General features: G+C 61.6%; 17 protein-coding genes. 10 read left to right on the forward strand and 7 right to left on the reverse strand.

What is annotated here, in order from left to right; translation table 11 throughout:
• Positions 1-55 precede the first annotated feature (55 nt).
• From NKI67_RS23560 to NKI67_RS23575, 4 genes are all read left to right on the forward strand, one after another.
• A complete protein-coding gene (locus tag NKI67_RS23560) occupies positions 56-1,024 on the forward strand; it encodes a rhizopine catabolism ABC transporter substrate-binding protein (protein WP_352647056.1) in 969 nt (322 codons plus the stop codon).
• Positions 1,025-1,172: 148 nt separating this feature from the next.
• Entirely contained in the window at positions 1,173-2,288 is a 1,116-nt protein-coding gene (locus tag NKI67_RS23565; protein WP_352647079.1) for an ABC transporter permease, read from the forward strand.
• A gap of 32 nt (positions 2,289-2,320) precedes the next feature.
• Positions 2,321-3,133 carry an ATP-binding cassette domain-containing protein gene (locus NKI67_RS23570; RefSeq protein WP_352647081.1) on the forward strand — a complete coding sequence of 271 codons (813 nt, stop codon included), beginning with the start codon at positions 2,321-2,323 and terminating at the stop codon, positions 3,131-3,133.
• A gap of 32 nt (positions 3,134-3,165) precedes the next feature.
• Positions 3,166-4,272 carry a Gfo/Idh/MocA family protein gene (locus NKI67_RS23575; protein WP_352647059.1) on the forward strand — a complete coding sequence of 369 codons (1,107 nt, stop codon included), beginning with the start codon at positions 3,166-3,168 and terminating at the stop codon, positions 4,270-4,272.
• A gap of 25 nt (positions 4,273-4,297) precedes the next feature.
• Here NKI67_RS23575 and NKI67_RS23580 read toward each other — a convergent pair whose 3' ends face one another.
• Together NKI67_RS23580 and NKI67_RS23585 are read right to left on the reverse strand one after the other, a co-directional pair.
• Positions 4,298-5,071, reverse strand: coding sequence for a FadR/GntR family transcriptional regulator (locus tag NKI67_RS23580; RefSeq protein ID WP_352647061.1), 774 nt, complete (start codon positions 5,069-5,071; stop codon positions 4,298-4,300).
• 30 nt (positions 5,072-5,101) lie between these two features.
• Complete coding sequence (locus tag NKI67_RS23585) at positions 5,102-6,103, reverse strand: LysR family transcriptional regulator (RefSeq protein ID WP_352647063.1); 1,002 nt, start codon at positions 6,101-6,103, stop codon at positions 5,102-5,104.
• Between the two features lie 110 nt (positions 6,104-6,213).
• On the opposite strand from NKI67_RS23585, the gene NKI67_RS23590 reads away from it, so the two are divergent.
• Complete coding sequence (locus NKI67_RS23590; RefSeq protein ID WP_352647066.1) at positions 6,214-6,828, forward strand: nitroreductase family protein; 615 nt, start codon at positions 6,214-6,216, stop codon at positions 6,826-6,828.
• The gene (locus NKI67_RS23595; protein WP_352647068.1) at positions 6,825-7,682 is read left to right on the forward strand and encodes an EamA family transporter; all 858 of its coding nucleotides are present in this window, start codon (positions 6,825-6,827) and stop codon (positions 7,680-7,682) included. Before NKI67_RS23590 ends, NKI67_RS23595 begins: the two co-directional genes overlap by 4 nt.
• Positions 7,683-8,222: 540 nt before the next feature.
• Here the strand turns inward: NKI67_RS23595 and NKI67_RS23600 are convergent.
• Both NKI67_RS23600 and NKI67_RS23605 read right to left on the reverse strand, forming a co-directional pair.
• On the reverse strand, positions 8,223-8,420 hold the full coding sequence (locus tag NKI67_RS23600) for a hypothetical protein (RefSeq protein ID WP_352453264.1): 198 nt from the start codon (positions 8,418-8,420) through the stop codon (positions 8,223-8,225).
• A gap of 79 nt (positions 8,421-8,499) precedes the next feature.
• Positions 8,500-8,916: a hypothetical protein gene (locus NKI67_RS23605; protein ID WP_352453263.1), complete on the reverse strand. Its 417-nt coding sequence runs from the start codon at positions 8,914-8,916 to the stop codon at positions 8,500-8,502.
• Positions 8,917-9,655: 739 nt separating this feature from the next.
• Here NKI67_RS23605 and NKI67_RS23610 point away from each other — a divergent pair.
• Positions 9,656-10,144 (forward strand): nucleoside deaminase, encoded by a 489-nt coding sequence (locus NKI67_RS23610; protein WP_352647071.1) that lies wholly within the window; start codon positions 9,656-9,658, stop codon positions 10,142-10,144.
• Positions 10,145-10,235: 91 nt separating this feature from the next.
• Here the strand turns inward: NKI67_RS23610 and NKI67_RS23615 are convergent, their stop codons facing one another.
• Complete coding sequence (locus NKI67_RS23615; RefSeq protein ID WP_352647073.1) at positions 10,236-11,132, reverse strand: NAD-dependent epimerase/dehydratase family protein; 897 nt, start codon at positions 11,130-11,132, stop codon at positions 10,236-10,238.
• A 145-nt stretch (positions 11,133-11,277) separates the two neighbouring features.
• On the opposite strand from NKI67_RS23615, the gene NKI67_RS23620 reads away from it, so the two are divergent.
• Positions 11,278-12,216, forward strand: a complete 939-nt coding sequence (locus NKI67_RS23620; protein ID WP_352647076.1) for an NAD(P)-dependent oxidoreductase — start codon at positions 11,278-11,280, stop codon at positions 12,214-12,216.
• A 747-nt stretch (positions 12,217-12,963) separates the two neighbouring features.
• On the opposite strand, the gene NKI67_RS23625 is transcribed toward NKI67_RS23620, so the two are convergent.
• Positions 12,964-13,743, reverse strand: a complete 780-nt coding sequence (locus NKI67_RS23625; RefSeq protein WP_023675806.1) for a FadR/GntR family transcriptional regulator — start codon at positions 13,741-13,743, stop codon at positions 12,964-12,966.
• A 148-nt stretch (positions 13,744-13,891) separates the two neighbouring features.
• Positions 13,892-14,881, reverse strand: coding sequence for a sugar-binding protein (locus NKI67_RS23630; protein ID WP_023675805.1), 990 nt, complete (start codon positions 14,879-14,881; stop codon positions 13,892-13,894).
• A 426-nt stretch (positions 14,882-15,307) separates the two neighbouring features.
• On the opposite strand from NKI67_RS23630, the gene NKI67_RS23635 reads away from it, so the two are divergent.
• A complete protein-coding gene (locus tag NKI67_RS23635; RefSeq protein ID WP_023675804.1) occupies positions 15,308-16,048 on the forward strand; it encodes an ATP-binding cassette domain-containing protein in 741 nt (246 codons plus the stop codon).
• Positions 16,049-16,082: 34 nt separating this feature from the next.
• Positions 16,083-17,081 carry an ABC transporter permease gene (locus NKI67_RS23640; RefSeq protein WP_352458732.1) on the forward strand — a complete coding sequence of 333 codons (999 nt, stop codon included), beginning with the start codon at positions 16,083-16,085 and terminating at the stop codon, positions 17,079-17,081.
• Positions 17,082-17,223 lie beyond the last annotated feature (142 nt).

Genomic DNA, 17,223 nt, shown 5'->3' on the forward strand with positions numbered 1-17,223 from the left:
GGCCGGAAAACGGCGCCAGAGGGATTGGAACTGCAACGATAAATGGGAGAATAAGATGAAAACTCTTCTGAAAGTGGCATTGGGCGCCTTCGTCTCGGCGGGCCTGGTGACAGGCATTGCGCATGCCGCGGGCCTGAAGGATCCGAAGGACGTCCGCATCACCTTCGTAGTGCATGGGTCGGCGTCCGATCCCTATTGGTCGGTGGTCAAGCGCGGCGTCGATGACGCGGCCGCCCTTACCGGCGCCAAGGTCGAATATTACGCGCCGCAGGTCTTCGACGTGGTCGAGCAGGCCCGGCTTCTGGACGCCGCCATCGCCACCAAGCCGGACGGCATCGCCGTCTCCATCGCCGACGCCAATGCGCTCGGCAAATCGGTCAAATCCGGGCTTGCCGCCAATATTCCCATGGTGGTTCTGGATTCCGGCGAGAAGGAAGGCGCCGAGCTCGGCACGACGCTCTATGTCGGCACCGTTTCCGAATATGATTCCGGCAAGAAGGCCGGCGAGCGGCTGGCCAAGGAAGGCACGCTCAAGGTCGTCTGCATCAACCACGAGGTCGGCAATGTCAGCCTCGACCAGCGCTGCCAGGGCCTCAATGACGGGCTGAAGCCCTCCGGCGGCGGCACCGAGGTTCTGGCCGTGGCGCCGGATCCCGCCGACGTCCAGCGCCGTACCGAGGCCTATCTGTCGGCGCATCCGGATACACAGGCGGTCTTTGCGCTTGGCGCCACCGCCGCCAATCCGCTGATCCCGATGTTCCGCGACAAGGAACTGTTCGGCAAGCTCAAGCTCTACACGTTCGACATCAGCCCGGAGGTCCTCGATTCTGTCGTCGCCGGCGAAATGGGCTTCGGCATGGACGCCCAGCAATATCTGATGGGCTATTTGCCGGTGATCTATCTGGTCGAGCAGGCAACGCACGGCTTCTGGCCGCAGAACAACGCCTATACCGGACCGCTGTTCATAGACTCGCCGGAAAAAGCCAAGGCGATCCTGGCGCTCGCCAAAGAGGGCATCCGCTAGGCAAGCGCTCCGACGGAACGGGAGAATGCGCCAAGCGCTCTCCCGATGCGTTCGAAGATTGCGAATTGAGCGATTGGAGAGCCTAATGGCGGTCGTGGAAGACAAGGCGATACCTCCGGGCGAACTGAAGGCGACCGACCGCTTCGGGATGACGTCGAAGCGGGCCGCCGGCGCCGACGAGCGGCTGGCCAGCACCGGCAAGCTGACCCAGTGGCTGCGCCGGCCGGAAGCCGGTGCCGCCGGTGGGCTGCTTGCGACGATCATCATCTTTGCGCTGCTGCCGGGCGCGGCAAACCTCTATTCGCTGCAGGGATCGATGACTTTCCTGACGCTGTCGGCGGAGCTCGGCATCGTCGCCACCGCGGCAGCACTCCTCATCATCGCCGGCGAGTTCGATCTTTCGGTCGGCTCCATGGTCGGCTTTGCCGGTGTCGTCATCGGGCTGACGGTGAAGTACTGGGGCCTGCCGCTATGGGGCGGCATCGCCTGCGCCTTCGCCGTTGCCATCCTCACCGGCTATCTCAATGGCCTGATCGTGGTGAAGACGCGCCTGCCCTCCTTCATCGTCACGCTCGCCACGCTCTATATCCTGCGCGGATTGTCGATCGGCATCACCCGCGCCGTCACCGGCCGCACCCAGATCCCCTACATACTCGAAGGCGCGCCGGACCCGGCGACGGCCGGCGTTTTCAACGGCCATCTGCTCACCGGCCTGTTCCGCTGGATGGGCGCGCAAGGCTGGATCGCCACCCGCAGCGACGGCATTCCCTTCGTCGCCGGCATTCCGATGTCGATCGTCTGGTGGCTTGGCCTGACGGCGCTGGCCGGCTACGTGCTTACCCAGACGAAATACGGCAACTGGATCTTCGCCACCGGCGGCGACCTGATTGCAGCCCGCAACGTCGGCGTGCCGGTCGATCGCGTCAAGATCAGCCTGTTCGTCTACACCGCCTGCGCGGCGACGCTGCTTGCCACCATCCAGGTGATGGAGGCGGGCTCCGCCGACACCACGCGCGGCCTGCTCAAGGAATTCGAGGCGATCATCGCCGCCGTCATCGGCGGCGTGCTGCTCACCGGCGGCTACGGCACCGTCTATGGCGTGCTGTTCGGCGCGCTGATCTTCGGGCTGGTGCAGATGGGCATCTTCTACACCGGCATCGACACCGACTGGTTCAAGGTCTTCCTCGGCATCGTCATCCTGATGGCCGTGCTGGTCAACAACTACATCAGGCTGAAGGCGCTCGGCCGCGGAGGTGGCAAATGACCGAACCGGCCCAAATGACCGAACCGGCCCAAATGACCGAACCAGCAATGGAACTGCGCGGCGTCAGCGTCAATTTCGGCTCGGTGCGCGCCCTCCAGAACATCGACATCAAGGTCTATCCGGGCGAGGTCCACTGCCTGCTCGGCGATAACGGCGCCGGCAAGTCGACGCTGATCAAGGTCCTGTCCGGCGTCTATCGGCCGAGCAAGGGCGAAATCCTGGTCGACGGCAAGCCGGTCACTTTCCGCAGCCCGCGCGACGCGCAGGAGCTCGGCGTGGCAACGGTGTTCCAGGACCTCGGCATGATCTCGCTGATGTCGATCACCCGTAACTTCTTCCTCGGCCGCGAGCCGACCAAAAGCAGCCTGCCCTTCTCGCGCATCGACAAGGAGCGCGCCAACACCATCGCCAGGCAGGCGATGGCCGATATCGGCATCGACGTGCGCGATCCGACGCAGGCCGTCGGCACGCTGTCGGGCGGCGAGCGCCAGTCGGTGGCGATCGCCCGCGCCGTGCATTTTGGCGCGCGCGTGCTGATCCTCGACGAGCCGACGTCCGCACTCGGCGTCCACCAGGCGGCGATGGTGCTGAAGTTCATCATCGAAGCACGCATGCGGGGTTTGGCCGTGATCTTCATCAGCCACAACATCCACCATGCCTATCCGGTCGGCGACACCTTCACGCTGCTCAACCGCGGCCGCAATCGCGGCACCTACGCCAAGTCCGAGATTTCGCGCGACGAGGTCATCTCGATCATGTCGGGCGGCGAGGATCTGAAAGCCGTCGAGGCGGAGATTGCCGGCCTGCTCGCCCAGATCGGCAACCGGCCGCCTGCGGCGCCTTGAGCTGACAATCGGACATTGCGGGGAATGATCCAATGAGCAGGATACGCGTCGGGGTCGTCGGCGCCGGCATGATCTCGCAGGTAGAGCATATCCCCAATCTGCTGCGCCTCGGTGAATTGTTCGAGGTCGTCGGCGTCGCCGATCCCTCGAAGATTTCGCGGCAGTTCGTCACCGACACCCATGGCATTGCCAATTTCGAAACGATCGACCAGCTCTTCGACCAACGCCTCCACGCGGTGGTGATCGGCTCGCCGGACCCGCTACATCACGAACAGGTGCTGGCGGCGCTGGCGGTTGGCCTGCATGTCTTTTGCGAAAAGCCGCTCTGCTATTCGCTGGCGGAAATCCTGGAGATCGTTGCCGCGCGCGATGCCGCCAGGAAAATCGTTCAGGTCGGCTATATGAAGCGCTTCGATCCGAATTACCGGCTGGCGCTCGGTTCGCTGCCCGGAACATCGAGCACGCTGCGCGCGGTCTCGGTGGAGGTAAACGATCCCGACGCCTGGCCGTTCATCGCCCATCAGCCCTACAGGCGCGGTACCGATATCCCAAAAGACATGATCGCCACTGTCGCCGCCAAGCAGAAGCGCCAGGTCGAAGAGGCCGTCGGCGTGCATCTGACCGATCTCGCTTTCCGTGGATTTACCGGCGCTTACAGCTCGGCCTTGATTCACGATGTCAATGCCGTCCATGGCCTGCTCGATGCGCTCGGCGTGCCGGACGGCGAGGTCGTCGGCGCGCAGATCTTTGCCGATGGCGACGGCGGCCAGGGCGCCGTCAAGCTGCTGGACGGGCAAGCGCTGTGGACCATGACCCACCTCGCCGTACCCAAGCTCGCCGAGTACAAGGAGCGGATCACGCTGTTCTTCGACGATGCCAGCCTGGAGCTCGAATTCCCCTCGCCCTGGCTCAACCATCAGCCGACCCGGCTGACGGTGACGACCTCGGACGGTCACACGCTGTCGAAGAAAGATTTGCGTGCCGGTTACGCCGAAGCCTTCGTCGAAGAGATGCGTGGCTTCTGGGCAGCGATCGTCAATGGCGATGCCGTCGTCAACCCAGCCGAACACGCCGCCCGCGACCAGGCGCTGCTGATCGGGCTGACCCGGCGGCATCTCGCGACCGCACCCTTCGACTGAGCACTCCACCTGTAGCCGAACGGCGCTATCTGGACTTGATGACGCTGTCGGTATTGGCCAGCAGCTTGCGCACCGCATTGCGCGCCGCGTCCGGCCGCTGCAGGCGGATGCTCTTCTCGATTGCCTCATGCAGCCTCTGCGCATGCTGCAAATCGTCGAGTTCCCGCGTGGTATAAGCAAATAGATGATCGAATGCCGATTCGATCAGCACGCCGAGCGGCACCAGCAGATCGTTGCCCGAGGCGCGCAGGATGGCGAGATGAAAACGCGTGTCGGCGCGCGTCCGCTCCTGCAGGTTGGTCGCCTCGCCCATCTCGCGGCAGGCCTGGCTGATCTCGGCCATCTGCTCGTCGGTGCGCCGCATGGCGGCAAAGGCGCTGGCTTCCGGCTCGATGATGTGGCGGAACTCCTGCACGGTCCTGAGGAACACCTCACGATCCGGCGAGGTCGCGTACCAGGCCAGCACATCGCGATCGAGCAGGTTCCAGCGCTCCTTAGGCTCGACCCAGCTGCCGATTTTGGGACGTGACGACAGCAGGCTCTTCGCCATCAGCATTTTTATGGCTTCGCGCACCGCCGAGCGGCTGACGTCGAACGTCTCGGACCATTTGGCTTCGTTGGGCAGGATGGTTCCTGGCGGATAATCGCCGCGCACGATCCTCAGTCCGATTTCGTTGGCGAGCGACGCGTGAACGCTCGACCCCGGTATGCGCGCCGCATCGGCCCGGCGAATACCGCTCGTGCGTTCGGCGAACGCCTCGGCCGCTATCTTTCCCTTATTCGGCTTCGCGTCCTGCATAGCTCCACAAAGTCCGGATTTGGAGGCGTGTCAAGGAGATGAAATCGCCGGCAATATCTCAGCTTGATTTTCCGCATCCGTCGCCTCGCCGACACCGCGCTTTGCCGAGCGTTCACGCTGGGACGGCACGAACGGCTTCTCTTTGTCCCGACTGAATTCCTCGATCAGGAAATCAAGGAAGACACGGATTTTCGGGGCAAGATGCTGCCGTGCCGGATAGACCGCGTAGAGCGTGGTTTCGACCTTTTCCCAGTCATCCAGAGCCGATTGCAGCCGGCCTGCTTTCAGGTCGCTCTCGACATAGGGATAAGGGATCAGGCTGACGCCGAAGCCGGCACGCAGCGCATCGCGCACGGCAAGGCTTGAAGAAACCCTGTATCGTCCGTCGATGGCGATCCGCTCGGCGCGGCCGTCCTTGCGGAATTCCCATATGTCCGCATGCCCCGAGAGGCTGAACCGGATGCAATTGGCCGCCTTCAAATCGGCAGGCGTCTTGGGCCGGCCATGCTCCTCGAAGTAGGACGGAGCTGCGCAAAGCACGTGCGGCATGACCGCAAGCTTTCTCGCGACCAAACTGGAATCCTCGAGATTGTCGCTGCCGCGAATGGCCAGGTCAAATCCCTCCCGCACGATATCGACGCGCCTGTCGTCAAGATGCAGATCGAGCTTCAAATCGGGATAGCGCGATAGAAACGCGGGAATGGCAGCCGAAAGCCGCGTCAATGTGACAGTCATCGGCGCGCTGACCCGCAACGTGCCGCTCGGCGCCGTCTTGATCGGGCCGAGCACCTGGTCGGCCCTGGCCAGCGCATCGAGCCCCTGCGTGACATGCTCCAGGTAGATCCTGCCCTCTTCGGTCAGCGCCATGCGCCGCGTTGTCCGGTTGATGAGCCGCACCCCCAGATGCGCCTCCAGTTCGGCGATGTTCTTGCTGACCGCGGGAGGAGAGAGACCGAGCCGCCGTCCAGCTTCGGCAAAGCTGTTCAGTTCCGCCACCTGGCGGAAAACCTGCAACGCCGTCAGGCGATCCATCGCACCATTCTCTTCCAGTAAATAATGTCTTGCAATTGTTGCATATTATCGCTCCTTGGTAAATTCTCTATCTGCTTCCCGAACGACTTTCTCAGTTTCGGAATGACATGATGACCAACCCCGCAATTTCCCTTATCGAGCGGCGCATGTCGGCCAATCGGTTCGATGCCTCGCACGAATTGACGGACGCCGAGATCGAGGAGCTGGCACGTCTCGCAACGCGCGCGCCAAGCGCCTACAACCTTCAGAATTGGCGGTTCATCGCGGTGCGGACGCCGGAGGCAAAGGCACGATTGCGCAGCCTCGCCCATGGCCAGGCCAAGGTGCAGGAGGCAGCCGTCACCTTCATCATCTGCGGCGTACTGCCCGACCACGCTGCCCTCGATGCCAGGCTCCGTCCGTTCGTCGAAGCCGGCTTCATGCCGGCGGATATGGCTTCGGGGTGGCGGGAGGGCGCCCGCGCCCAATATGCCGATCCTCTAGCGGCCCGCGACGAAGCCGTGCGCTCGGCAACGCTTGGCGCCGCAACGCTGATTTTCGCGGCCGAAGCGCTGGGGCTCGTCTCCGGTCCGATGGCAGGCTTCGATGCCGAAGGCGTGGCCCGCGAGTTTGGCCTTGCGCGCAATGAAATGCCGGTGATGCTCATCGCGGTCGGCCGCGCCGCGCCCGGAAACTGGCCGCAAAAGCCGCGCCGCCCTCTTGCCGAAGTTCTGGAAATCTTTTGAAGACGCACCGTTCCGATCTGCTGCTTACAGCCATCGCACCGGCGATATGGGGCAGCACCTATATCGTCACCACGCAGTTCCTGCCGAACTTCTCGCCGATGACGGTCGCAATGCTGCGAGCCCTGCCCGCCGGATTGCTGCTGCTCGCGATCGTTCGGCAACTGCCGACGGGCATCTGGTGGCTGCGCAGTTTCGTCCTCGGAGCCCTCAACATCTCGATCTTCCTGAGCATGTTGTTTGTCGCCGCCTACCGGCTTCCGGGCGGGGTCGCGGCGACCGTGCTGTCGGTCCAGCCATTGATTGTAATTTTCCTCGCTGCTGCCCTGCTTGCCAGCCCTGTCCGCCGGTTGGCGATTGTCGCCGCCCTCGTCGGGATCGCCGGTGTTGCATTGCTGGTGCTGACCCCGAACGCGACGCTCGATGCGGTCGGCGTTGCCGCCGGCCTCGCCGGGGCGGCCTCAATGGCCTTCGGCAGCGTGTTGAGCCGCAAGTGGCAGCCGCCTGCATCGCTGCTCGCCTTTACGGCATGGCAACTGACTGCCGGTGGTCTCCTTCTCGTTCCGGTGGTCCTGCTTTTCGAACCACCCATCCCGTTCCCGACCGCGGCCAACCTGCTCGGGCTGGTGTGGCTAGGGCTGATCGGCGCGGCGCTGACCTATGTCCTCTGGTTCCGGGGCATTGCGCGACTCGAATCTTCGGTGGTGTCATCGCTGCTTTTCCTCAGCCCGGTGACCGCCGTGCTGCTTGGATGGGTATTCCTGGGTCAGACGCTGACCTTGCCGCAGATCGCCGGCGTCGTTTTCGTCATCGGCAGCATCTGGCTGGCTCAACGGCCTAGCCGCAACGAGGCTTGAGCCTGCGCGGGAGTGAGTCAGTTTGAAATTCGCTATGCGAAAGCGTCTGCCGCCGTTTTCTCCCATAGGTGAAACCACCTATATGCTTAGCGGAAAGCATATTAGGCTAGACCATGAATCCAGCGCAATTGTCAGTCGCCCTGCAGCAATTTAGGGATGAGGCAACTGCCTCGAATGAAAGAGCGCTCCCTGATAAATGGATCGCGCTAGGAGACAGAACCGAAACGGTGCCGAACCTGGACAGAGGCCGTTCTCTCCCAGAAGTTTGGCCCTACGAAGTGGCGGGATGCGGTAGCGTCTCGAAGGGAGGCCATTCGGAATCCAACGGGGTCCTAAAACCAGAAGCGCCCCGCCCACGTGATCGGCAACGCGTCCGCGTCATGCGCATTGCTACAGGCGAGGAAGCCGACGAAGTCATTGACGACGGCAAAGACCCAGCAACGAAGGCGCTTGGCGCGAAGGGTGGCAAGAAGCGTGCCGAGAACATGACACCGGAACGGCGCGCTGAGATCGCGAAGAAAGCGCCCGCGAAGCGATCGGCTAATCGCTAGGCACTGCTTTCTGAGCTTGCTTCAGCGCATCGAGCTTGGTGGCGTCAAAGAAAATAGTGGTCCCAGAAACTTCTTCATAGTGATTGATCGTTTGTTGAATCACTTGCCCAAGCAATTTCAGCGTCTTGTGAGACATCACAATAGCTACTTGTTCGTAAATCTTGCCGTCGCTGCTCTCATCTTCCACCCCGAATGTTATGCTCGAGTCGTTGTCGGTAAACCGGATACCGATTGAGCTCGCCGGTACGAACCTAAAATCTGGCGCCCTAGTAGGCAACGGTCATCTCCCTAACTTGTGTTGAGGTTTTCTGCATTGGCGCGCTTATTTCTCTGCGACTAGTAGTCGCCTCATATCTAGCCAAAAAAGCATGCGTTCGATTGTTGGATTGCTCAGCTCCGATCTTCTCGAATCGTATCTTTGGCACATAGCCAAGGGACAATGCGATGTCAGAGATTGTGTCTGACTCAAGATTACAGGGAGCAGAGAGCCATCTCGTTATCTGCTCTGGGCGTTTGTCGAGCTTTCTTGCAATATCCGCCTTGGTGATGTCACTTTCGTGAAAGGCTTCGAGTAACTGATCATTGATCTCGCCACGAAAATTTTCCCTAAAGTACGCTATCCAAAATTTTGCAATGTTAGGTTCTTTGATCGCGCTCATCAGCCGCGTTAGTGAGATAGTCATCCAAATTACCTCCTGATACTGGATTATATGTTACAAACAGAGACCGCCAGACCGCTTTGCAGCGCCTTATCTCTTCACGCCATACAGGCCATCTAATATATCCATCTGTCACCCATTGAAGGCTGAAAAGATCGCGTGATGTACGTATGTTTGTTGCGATGAACACATCCGTCATGGCAAAGCGGCCAAATATTCTCGTGCTCGGTCTATCTCTCTTTCGGAGCTCCCAAACTTCGTCGTCGACAGGGTTGAGAATCTTAATATCGACATGTCGATTGCTGTCGCTTCCGACCGTAACCCTTCTGCCTTTTGTGAAGCCATCAATCCAAGCGCGCAATTGACCAGCATTTTCCTCATCAACGCTATATGCGGTGTCCGGGTCCAATTCCTTCAGAACAACAGGCGGCGCATACACAATCCTTGGCCGAGGCCCTGGTATGATCGAGCGGACCTCCACAAGGCGGCGGTCGGCAAGACACTGCTCTAATATGAGGTCTATTGACATTAAAATCAATACATGTTCTTAAAATTGAAAGCAGGCTGACACGGAGGCGAGTCGCATACAACCCGAATTATCGCTTAGCGCTAAGCATAGAAGTTCCAGGTATCACGTCGCCTATGGAGCGCGCCAATCTCACCAACGATCTGATTCCAAATTTCAAACTGACCCACTGCCTTGGCCGCCAACTTGTGTCGGCGGATCGTTCGGCACTATGGTCAACCGGCGGAGGATCTGCCGATGCCACAACGCCCCTATGATGAGCGCCTGCTCCGTCAGGCGTTCGAAGTCGCGCGCAGGGCCCGCGATGCCGGCGAACATCCCTTTGGTTCGCTTCTGGCCGACAAGGACGGCAATGTGTTGCGCGAGCAGCCCAATGGTTACAAAGCCGGAGGGGGCGACCGCACCGCTCATGCCGAAAGGCTGCTGGCCTCGTGGGCGGGGATGAATGTCAGTCTCGAAAAGCTGGCCTCCTGCACACTCTACAGTTCGGCCGAACCTTGCGCGATGTGCTCCGGGACAATCTATTGGGCGGGCATCGGACGGGTCGTCTTTGGGCAGAGCGAACATGACCTCAAGGGGTTGACGGGCGCACATGTCGAGAACCCCACACTCGACCTGCCCTGCAGGATCGTCTTCGAAGCCGGGCAGCGTCCGACTGAAGTCGTCGGCCCGCTGCTTGCCGATGAAGCGGCACAACTCCAGGCCGAATTCTGGAAAGACAAGTAGCTCGATTGCCGCGCGGCAAACGCGTGAGCCTAGCCTCATGACGAAAAAATCGGGGCTGGCCCAGTGGCGGCTCCGCGTCAGGTGCGCCCGGTCAGGCCGTCTTGACGTATTTCCGCCAGCTGTGCTCCGGCCGGAAGCCGAGCATGTCCCGCGCCTTGCGGTTGGAGAGCAGCGTCTCGTATTCGCCAAGTTCACCCTTGACCGGCACATCGGGATAAAACCGCTTCAGCAGTTCGGCTGTCGGCAGGTCGGACGAGGTGTCATCGTTGGCGGCGTTGAACACTTGGTAGCCGAGTCCGTCCTTCTCGATGGCGCGCAGCGTGATCTGGCCGAGGTCGCGCGCGTCGATATAGCTCCAGGCGATGCGCTTGCGGAAACCCGGATCGGCGAACCATTTCGGAAACAGCGAATATTCATGCGGCTCGATGACGTTGCCGATGCGCAAGGCGTAGATGTCGAAGCCGCTGCGCAGCGCAAAGGCGCGCGCCGTCTTTTCGTTGACGACCTTGGAGAGCGCGTAGCTGTCCATCGGGTCGACGTCGTACGCCTCGTCGAGCGGAAAATGCGTCGGGTTGCGCGGTTCGTTGGCGAAGACCAGGCCGTAGGTCGTTTCGCTGGAGGCGATCACCACCTTGCGGATGCCGAGCTTCACCGCAGCCTCGATGACGTTGTAGGTGCCGAGCGCGTTGATGCGGAACACCTCGTTGTCGGGCGTGATCATGATGCGCGGGATCGCCGCGAAATGCACGACCGCATCGACCGGCTGCGAGCGCAGCGAAGGGTCGAATTCATGCAGGCCGATATAGCTCGACAGCGCATTGAACACCTGCCCGCTGTCGGTGATGTCGGTGATCAGCGTGCGCACCTTGGGATTGTCGAGCGGCTTGGTGTCGATGTTGAGCACCTGGCAGCCCTGCTCGACCAGATACTGCACGACATGGCGCCCGGCCTTGCCGCTGCCGCCGGTGAACATGATCCGCTTTGTCATTTTGCTCTCCCTGGAATTCATGTGTATTGTCAGACAATATCGAACTCTGCAATCGCCTGCCATGGCATGCGGCAAAAACCCGCTTCAACAATTCGCCGGCAAGGTGCAGCGCCGTCATCCATCACTGCAAATAGGACGAAACGACATGAACACGACCGCCGCGAGCGAAAAGATCGGCTTCATCGGGCTTGGCCTGATGGGGCACGGGATCGCGAAGAACATCGTCGACAAGGGTTATCCGCTGACGTTTCTCGGCCGCAAGAACCGCAAGCCGGCAGAAGACCTGCTCGGCCGCGGTGCCAAGGAAGCGGCGACCTCGCGCGATGTCGCGGCGGCATCCGATATCGTCTTCATCTGCGTCACCGGCTCGCGCGAGGTCGAAGCCATCATCCGCGGCCCAGGCGGCCTCAAGGAAGGCCTGAAGCAGGGATCGGTTGTCGTCGATTGCTCGACCTCTGATCCCGTTTCGACGGTGGCGCTGGCCGCCGAACTCAAGGGGCTCGGCGTCGATTATGTCGATGCCCCGCTCAGCCGCACCCCGAAGGAGGCTTGGGAAGGCACGCTCGACGCCATGGTCGGCGCCCCCGATGCGGTCTTTGCCCGGCTGAAGCCGGTGCTCGAAACCTGGGCCGGACGCATCGTCCACATCGGCGACACCGGCGATGGCCACCGCATGAAGCTGCTCAACAATTTCATTTCGCTCGGCTATGCCGCGATCTATTCCGAGGCGCTGGCGCTGGCGCAGAAGGTCGGCATCTCGCCGCCGCGCTTCGACAGCGTCATCCGCAACGGCCGCATGGATTGCGGCTTCTACCAGACCTTCATGCGCTGGACGCTGGAAGGCGACCGCGACGCGCACAAATTCACCATCGCCAATGCCTTCAAGGACCTCACCTATCTCGAGTCCATGGCGGGTGCTGCCGGCATCGCCAACCCGCTCGGCAACGCCACCAAGAACGCCTTCGCCGGCGCCTTCGCGGCCGGCCCCGCCGACCAGTATGTGCCGATGCTGGCCACGCATATCGGCAAGGTCAACGGCGTCGACCTCATGCCGACCAGGGATGGCAAGAAGCAGACGATCTGAGGCTTGTGCGATACGCCCGGTACACTGCCTTCAATCGAGGCCGGCGCTGCCCCTCATCACCCTGCCGGGTACTTCTCCCCGTATAGTGACGGGGAGAAGGACGCCTTCGCCAATGATTTCGCCAACTGCCTGCGTTGCAAGCCAACTGCCTGCGTTGCAAGAACAGCCCCTTCTCCCCGTCACTATACGGGGAGAAGGTGGCGGCAGCCGGATGAGGGGCAGCACCAACCTATATGACAAATCAATAGCGCAACCGGGCAGATGACGTCGTCGGTGTTGTCGAAAAGTCGGTGCATTGCAACACGCAACGTCCGATCGAAGAGAAAGCCAGAAACAAAAAACCCGCCTCGGTGGGCGGGTCGTTGGAGCCAATTAGCACCATACCGAAATTAGTAGCATAGCTGCCGGCACAAAGCAAGAACAAAATATGCCCCCCGGTCGCACAAAGCTCAACGGTGTCGACGTCATGCCGGCCAAGGATGCGAAAAATGCAGACGATCTAAGCGCATGGGCAATGCGCACGGCGCGCTATTTTTCAATCAACGCCAGCGCCGCCCCTCATCGCCCTGCCGGGCACTTCTCCCCATATAGTGACGGGGAGAAGGACGCTTTCGCTGATGATTTCGCCAACTATTTCCATTGCAAAAGAGTGTGCCAAGATCGCGGCCAGCCCCTTCTCCCCGTCACTATACGGGGAGAAGGTGGCGGCAGCCGGATGAGGGGCGGCGCCGGACTTTGCGGTATAAATCACCGCCGCGACCGGCCGATAACGTCGTCGGTGTTGGCAAGAAGCCTGTGCACCGCGGCACGGGCTGCAGCCGGTCGCTGCAGGCGGATGTTCTTCTCGATCGCCTCGTGCAGTGCCTGCGCCCGCCGCTGATCGCTGGTCTCGCGGGTGACGAACTGGAACAAATGGTCGAGCGCCGATTCGATCAGCACGCCGAGCGGCACCAGCAGATCGTTGCCCGAGGCGCGCAGGATGGCGAGATGAAACCGCGTGTCGGCGCGCGTGCGCTCCTGCAGATTGGTCGCCTCGCCCATCTCGCGGCAGGCCTGGCTGATCTCGGCCATCTGCTCGTCGGTGCGTCGCATCGCGGCAAAGGCGCTGGCCTCCGGCTCGATGATGTGGCGGAATTCCTGCACGGTCCTGAGGAACACCTCGCGGTCCGGCGAGGTCGCATACCAGGCCAGCACGTCGCGATCGAGCAGGTTCCAGCGCTCCTTCGGCTCGACCCAGCTGCCGATTTTCGGGCGTGACGCCAATAGGCTCTTCGCCATCAGCATTTTTATGGCTTCGCGCACCGCCGAGCGGCTGACGTCGAAGGTCTCGGACCATTTGGCTTCGTTGGGCAGGATGGTTCCCGGCGGATAGTCGCCGCGCACGATCCTCAGCCCGATTTCGTTGGCGAGCGAGGCGTGCACACTCGAGCCGGGAAAGTGTGCGGCATCGGCACGCCGAACGACGGCCGGCCGCCCAGGCTCTGCCTTGAATTTGGCGGGTCGCTTTTTTGATGTCGCGTCCGGCATTGGTATTCCCCGGCAACTGCTTGTCGAAAGCCTGAACTCAGGGCACGGCAAAGCAGCGGCCTACGCTCCAAAGCAGCGTCGCCTCGTGCGTTTTTGTATGGACAGTGCGAACGGGGCGCCCGTCGAAGGGCGCCCCGAAATTGCCGACCTACTTCTGGATGCAGGTGTCGACCGTGTCCTTGGTGCATTCGTCGAGGCCGGTGAACACCGGATCGGCGACCGGCTTGCCGTCGACCAGGTCGATCATCACCGAGGGCGCCTTGTAGCCCATCTCGAACGGCCGCTGGCCAACCAGTGCGGTCACCAGCCCGTCACGAGCAATCGCCACCTCGTCGCCGATCGTGTCGGCGGCGCCGATGACAAAGGCGTTGCTGGCGATCTTGTCGGCCATCGGCTTGAACAGGTCGCGGTAGGGCTGCGGAGCGCCGAACAGCGGCCAGCCGCCCATGATGCCGAAGGCGTCGAGATCGGGATTGGCGGCGAGGATGTCGGTCATCGCCTGCACGCCCTTGGCGCCGTCGTCATTGGTGAACACCGGGCAGCCGGCAACTTCGGTCCAGCCGCCTTCGCCCGCCAGCGCCGCGAGGCCGTCCTTGCCCGACAGCGCGTCACGCATGCCCTGCGCGCGGCGCAGGATGTTGTCGGCGGCCGGATTGCCTTCGATGGTGCAGATCTTGCCGCCATTCGGCTTGGCCTTCTTGATGTATTCGCCGATCTTGTGACCCATCAGGTAATTGTCGGTGCCGAGATAGGTCTTGCGCAGCGCCGCATCTTCCTTGCTGAGGTCGGCGTCGAGGGTCATGATCGGGATCGACGGATTGGCGCTTTTGATCGTCTGCGCGATCAGCGGCGCGTTCGATGGCGAAATCGCCATTGCCACCGTATCGGGCTTGCTCAGCATGTCCTGGACGATCTGGGCTTCACCGGCCTCATCCGAGGTCGATGCCGGTCCGGTGTAGAAGCACTCATATTCCGAGCTGGCGTTTTCCTTGTTCCACTTCTCGCAACCCTGGTGGATGGCCTCGAAGAATGGATTGTCCAGACCCTTCACCACGATGACGAGCTGTTTCTTGGCCATAGCCGGCCCGGCACCCAGCGCCATGACGGCGGCGGCAGCGAGCAATAGTGATTTCCTCATGTCAGTCCTCCCTTTGAAACAAACGGACACGGCGTGCCCGCCACACACAGACCGACCCGGAGCAAGATGACAGAGGACGTCGCACTCGTGTCGCCAAGCCAGGTCGATAAGCATTTTCATATTCAGTCTCAGACCGGCACCGACAGATATCGCTGGTTACCAAATCCCTGACCGACAAACCCTCACCGATTCCTTCCGGCAACCCGGGGGCTCGGCGCAAGCTCCTCCGACACTTAGCTAATATCGCCTTGTCACCGACGTCAATGCTATTTGTCCTACAAAACTGATTTTTCGAAAGAAGCCGTGGTTGACGCCAAGGAGGCTTATGCGTAAATGGGCAAAATCGCTGCTTCCGGGAGGAACTGGGGAGAGCGAATGGCCGCGGCAGAACCGCAGGCCGCAAAGCACGGGGAGGCAAGAAGGCTGGTGGCGGTTCTCGAACTCACCAACATCTCGAAGCATTTTGGCGCCATCCAGGCGGTCAACGACGTTTCGTTGTCGATCGAGGCCGGACAGGTTGTCGGCCTGATGGGCGACAACGGCGCCGGCAAGTCGACGCTGGTCAAGATGATCGCCGGAAATTTCCCGCCGAGCCATGGCACGATGCAGATGGACGGCAAGGAGCTGATCCTGCACAAGCCGGTCGAGGCGCGCCAGCACGGCATCGAAATCGTCCATCAGGACCTGGCACTGTGCAACAATCTGACGGCCGCCGCCAACGTCTATCTCGGCCGTGAATTGCGCCGCGGCCTCGGGCCGCTTCGCATCCTCGACTATGCCGCGATGTACAAGCGTGCCGGCCAGATCTTCGCCGAGCTGAAATCCGAAACCCGCCCGCGCGACCTGGTCAAGCAAATGTCGGGCGGCCAGCGGCAGGCGGTGGCGATCGCCCGTACCATGCTTTCGCAGGCCAAGATCGTGCTGATGGACGAGCCGACGGCGGCGATCTCGGTGCGCCAGGTCGCCGAGGTGCTGAACCTGATCCGCCATTTGCGCGACCAGGGCATCGCCGTCGTGCTGATCAGCCACCGCATGCCCGACGTCTTTGACGTCGCCGACCGCGTCATCGTCATGCGGCGCGGCCGCAAGGTCGCCGACAAGACGATCGCATCGAGTTCGCCGGAAGAAGTCACCGGACTCATCACCGGCGCCATCGAACAGGTATGATTGACGCCTCAACCATGAGTAAAAAAGGTCGATAATGGCAGTCACCCTTGATCAGACGATCGCGCACAAGCAGCACACCTTGCTGAGCAAGGTGTTTGCCAGCCAGACCTTCTGGGTGGTGATCGCGGTCATCCTCGCCTGCCTGTTCCTGTCGGTGGCAACGGATTCCTTCGCCACGACCAAGAACCTCTACAACATCACCCGCAACGTCACCTTCGTCGCCATCGTGGCGCTCGGCATGACCTTCGTCATCATCACCGGCGGTATCGACCTGTCGGTCGGCTCGGTGCTTTGCCTGTGCTCGATGGTGCTGGCCGTGACCATGCATGCCGGCTACGGCATCGAGATCGGCATTGCCGCTGCGATCGCCACAGCGCTGATCATCGGCGCCTTCAACGGGGTTCTGATCGCCTATCTCGGCTTCCCGCCCTTCGTGGTGACGCTCGGCATGCTGTCGATCGCACGCAGCCTAGCCATGGTCGCCTCCAACAACACCGTCGTCTTCCAGTTCGGGCCGGATCACGACAAGCTGCTGGCGCTGGGCGGCGGCGCCTGGGTGTTCGGCATCGCCAATCCGGTGCTTTACATGATCGTGCTGGCGTTGATCACCGGCTTTGTGCTGCGCTGGACGAAATTCGGCCGGCACATCTTCGCCATCGGCGGCAACGAGCATGCGGCAACGCTGACCGGCGTTCCGGTGCGCCAGATCAAGGTCGTCGTCTACATGATCTCGGCAATGGCGGCTGGCCTTGCCGGCATCATCCAGACCGGCTGGCTGGGCGCGGTCACCACCAATCTCGGCAACGGCATGGAGCTTCAGGTGATCGCCGCCACCGTCATCGGTGGCGCCAACCTGGCCGGCGGCATGGGCACAGCCTTCGGCGCGGTCGTCGGCGCGGCGCTGATCGAGGTCATCCGCAACAGCCTCGGCCTGCTCGGCATCAATGCCTTCTGGCAAGGCGTGTTCATCGGCGGCGCCATCCTGCTCGCCGTGCTGTTCGACCGCATCCGCAATTTCAGGCGCAACGACTAACGTTCAAGCGCAGCCTCCCCCTTCTCCCCTTGTGAGACCTTTGCACAGAAGCCGATCGGTGATTCTGTGATGATGGTCGAAGCAGGGAGATTCGGGATGGCGGATCGTGTTCTGGGTCAGTTGAGTCTGGCGGACGGGCTGG

Source organism: Mesorhizobium sp. M0408, from assembly GCF_040321495.1.
In the GTDB taxonomy this organism is placed as follows: Bacteria; Pseudomonadota; Alphaproteobacteria; order Rhizobiales; family Rhizobiaceae; genus Mesorhizobium.

Excerpts from the sequence above, each read along its gene's own strand:
- NKI67_RS23560 (WP_352647056.1), top strand. The coding sequence starts at position 56 with ATGAAAACTCTTCTGAAAGTGGCATTGGGCGCCTTCGTCTCGGCGGGC.
- NKI67_RS23565 (WP_352647079.1), top strand. The coding sequence starts at position 1,173 with ATGACGTCGAAGCGGGCCGCCGGCGCCGACGAGCGGCTGGCCAGCACC.
- NKI67_RS23570 (WP_352647081.1), top strand. The coding sequence starts at position 2,321 with ATGACCGAACCAGCAATGGAACTGCGCGGCGTCAGCGTCAATTTCGGC.
- NKI67_RS23575 (WP_352647059.1), top strand. The coding sequence starts at position 3,166 with ATGAGCAGGATACGCGTCGGGGTCGTCGGCGCCGGCATGATCTCGCAG.
- NKI67_RS23580 (WP_352647061.1), bottom strand. The coding sequence starts at position 5,071 with ATGCAGGACGCGAAGCCGAATAAGGGAAAGATAGCGGCCGAGGCGTTC.
- NKI67_RS23585 (WP_352647063.1), bottom strand. The coding sequence starts at position 6,103 with ATGGATCGCCTGACGGCGTTGCAGGTTTTCCGCCAGGTGGCGGAACTG.
- NKI67_RS23590 (WP_352647066.1), top strand. The coding sequence starts at position 6,214 with ATGACCAACCCCGCAATTTCCCTTATCGAGCGGCGCATGTCGGCCAAT.
- NKI67_RS23605 (WP_352453263.1), bottom strand. The coding sequence starts at position 8,916 with ATGACTATCTCACTAACGCGGCTGATGAGCGCGATCAAAGAACCTAAC.
- NKI67_RS23610 (WP_352647071.1), top strand. The coding sequence starts at position 9,656 with ATGCCACAACGCCCCTATGATGAGCGCCTGCTCCGTCAGGCGTTCGAA.
- NKI67_RS23615 (WP_352647073.1), bottom strand. The coding sequence starts at position 11,132 with ATGACAAAGCGGATCATGTTCACCGGCGGCAGCGGCAAGGCCGGGCGC.
- NKI67_RS23620 (WP_352647076.1), top strand. The coding sequence starts at position 11,278 with ATGAACACGACCGCCGCGAGCGAAAAGATCGGCTTCATCGGGCTTGGC.
- NKI67_RS23625 (WP_023675806.1), bottom strand. The coding sequence starts at position 13,743 with ATGCCGGACGCGACATCAAAAAAGCGACCCGCCAAATTCAAGGCAGAG.
- NKI67_RS23630 (WP_023675805.1), bottom strand. The coding sequence starts at position 14,881 with ATGAGGAAATCACTATTGCTCGCTGCCGCCGCCGTCATGGCGCTGGGT.
- NKI67_RS23640 (WP_352458732.1), top strand. The coding sequence starts at position 16,083 with ATGGCAGTCACCCTTGATCAGACGATCGCGCACAAGCAGCACACCTTG.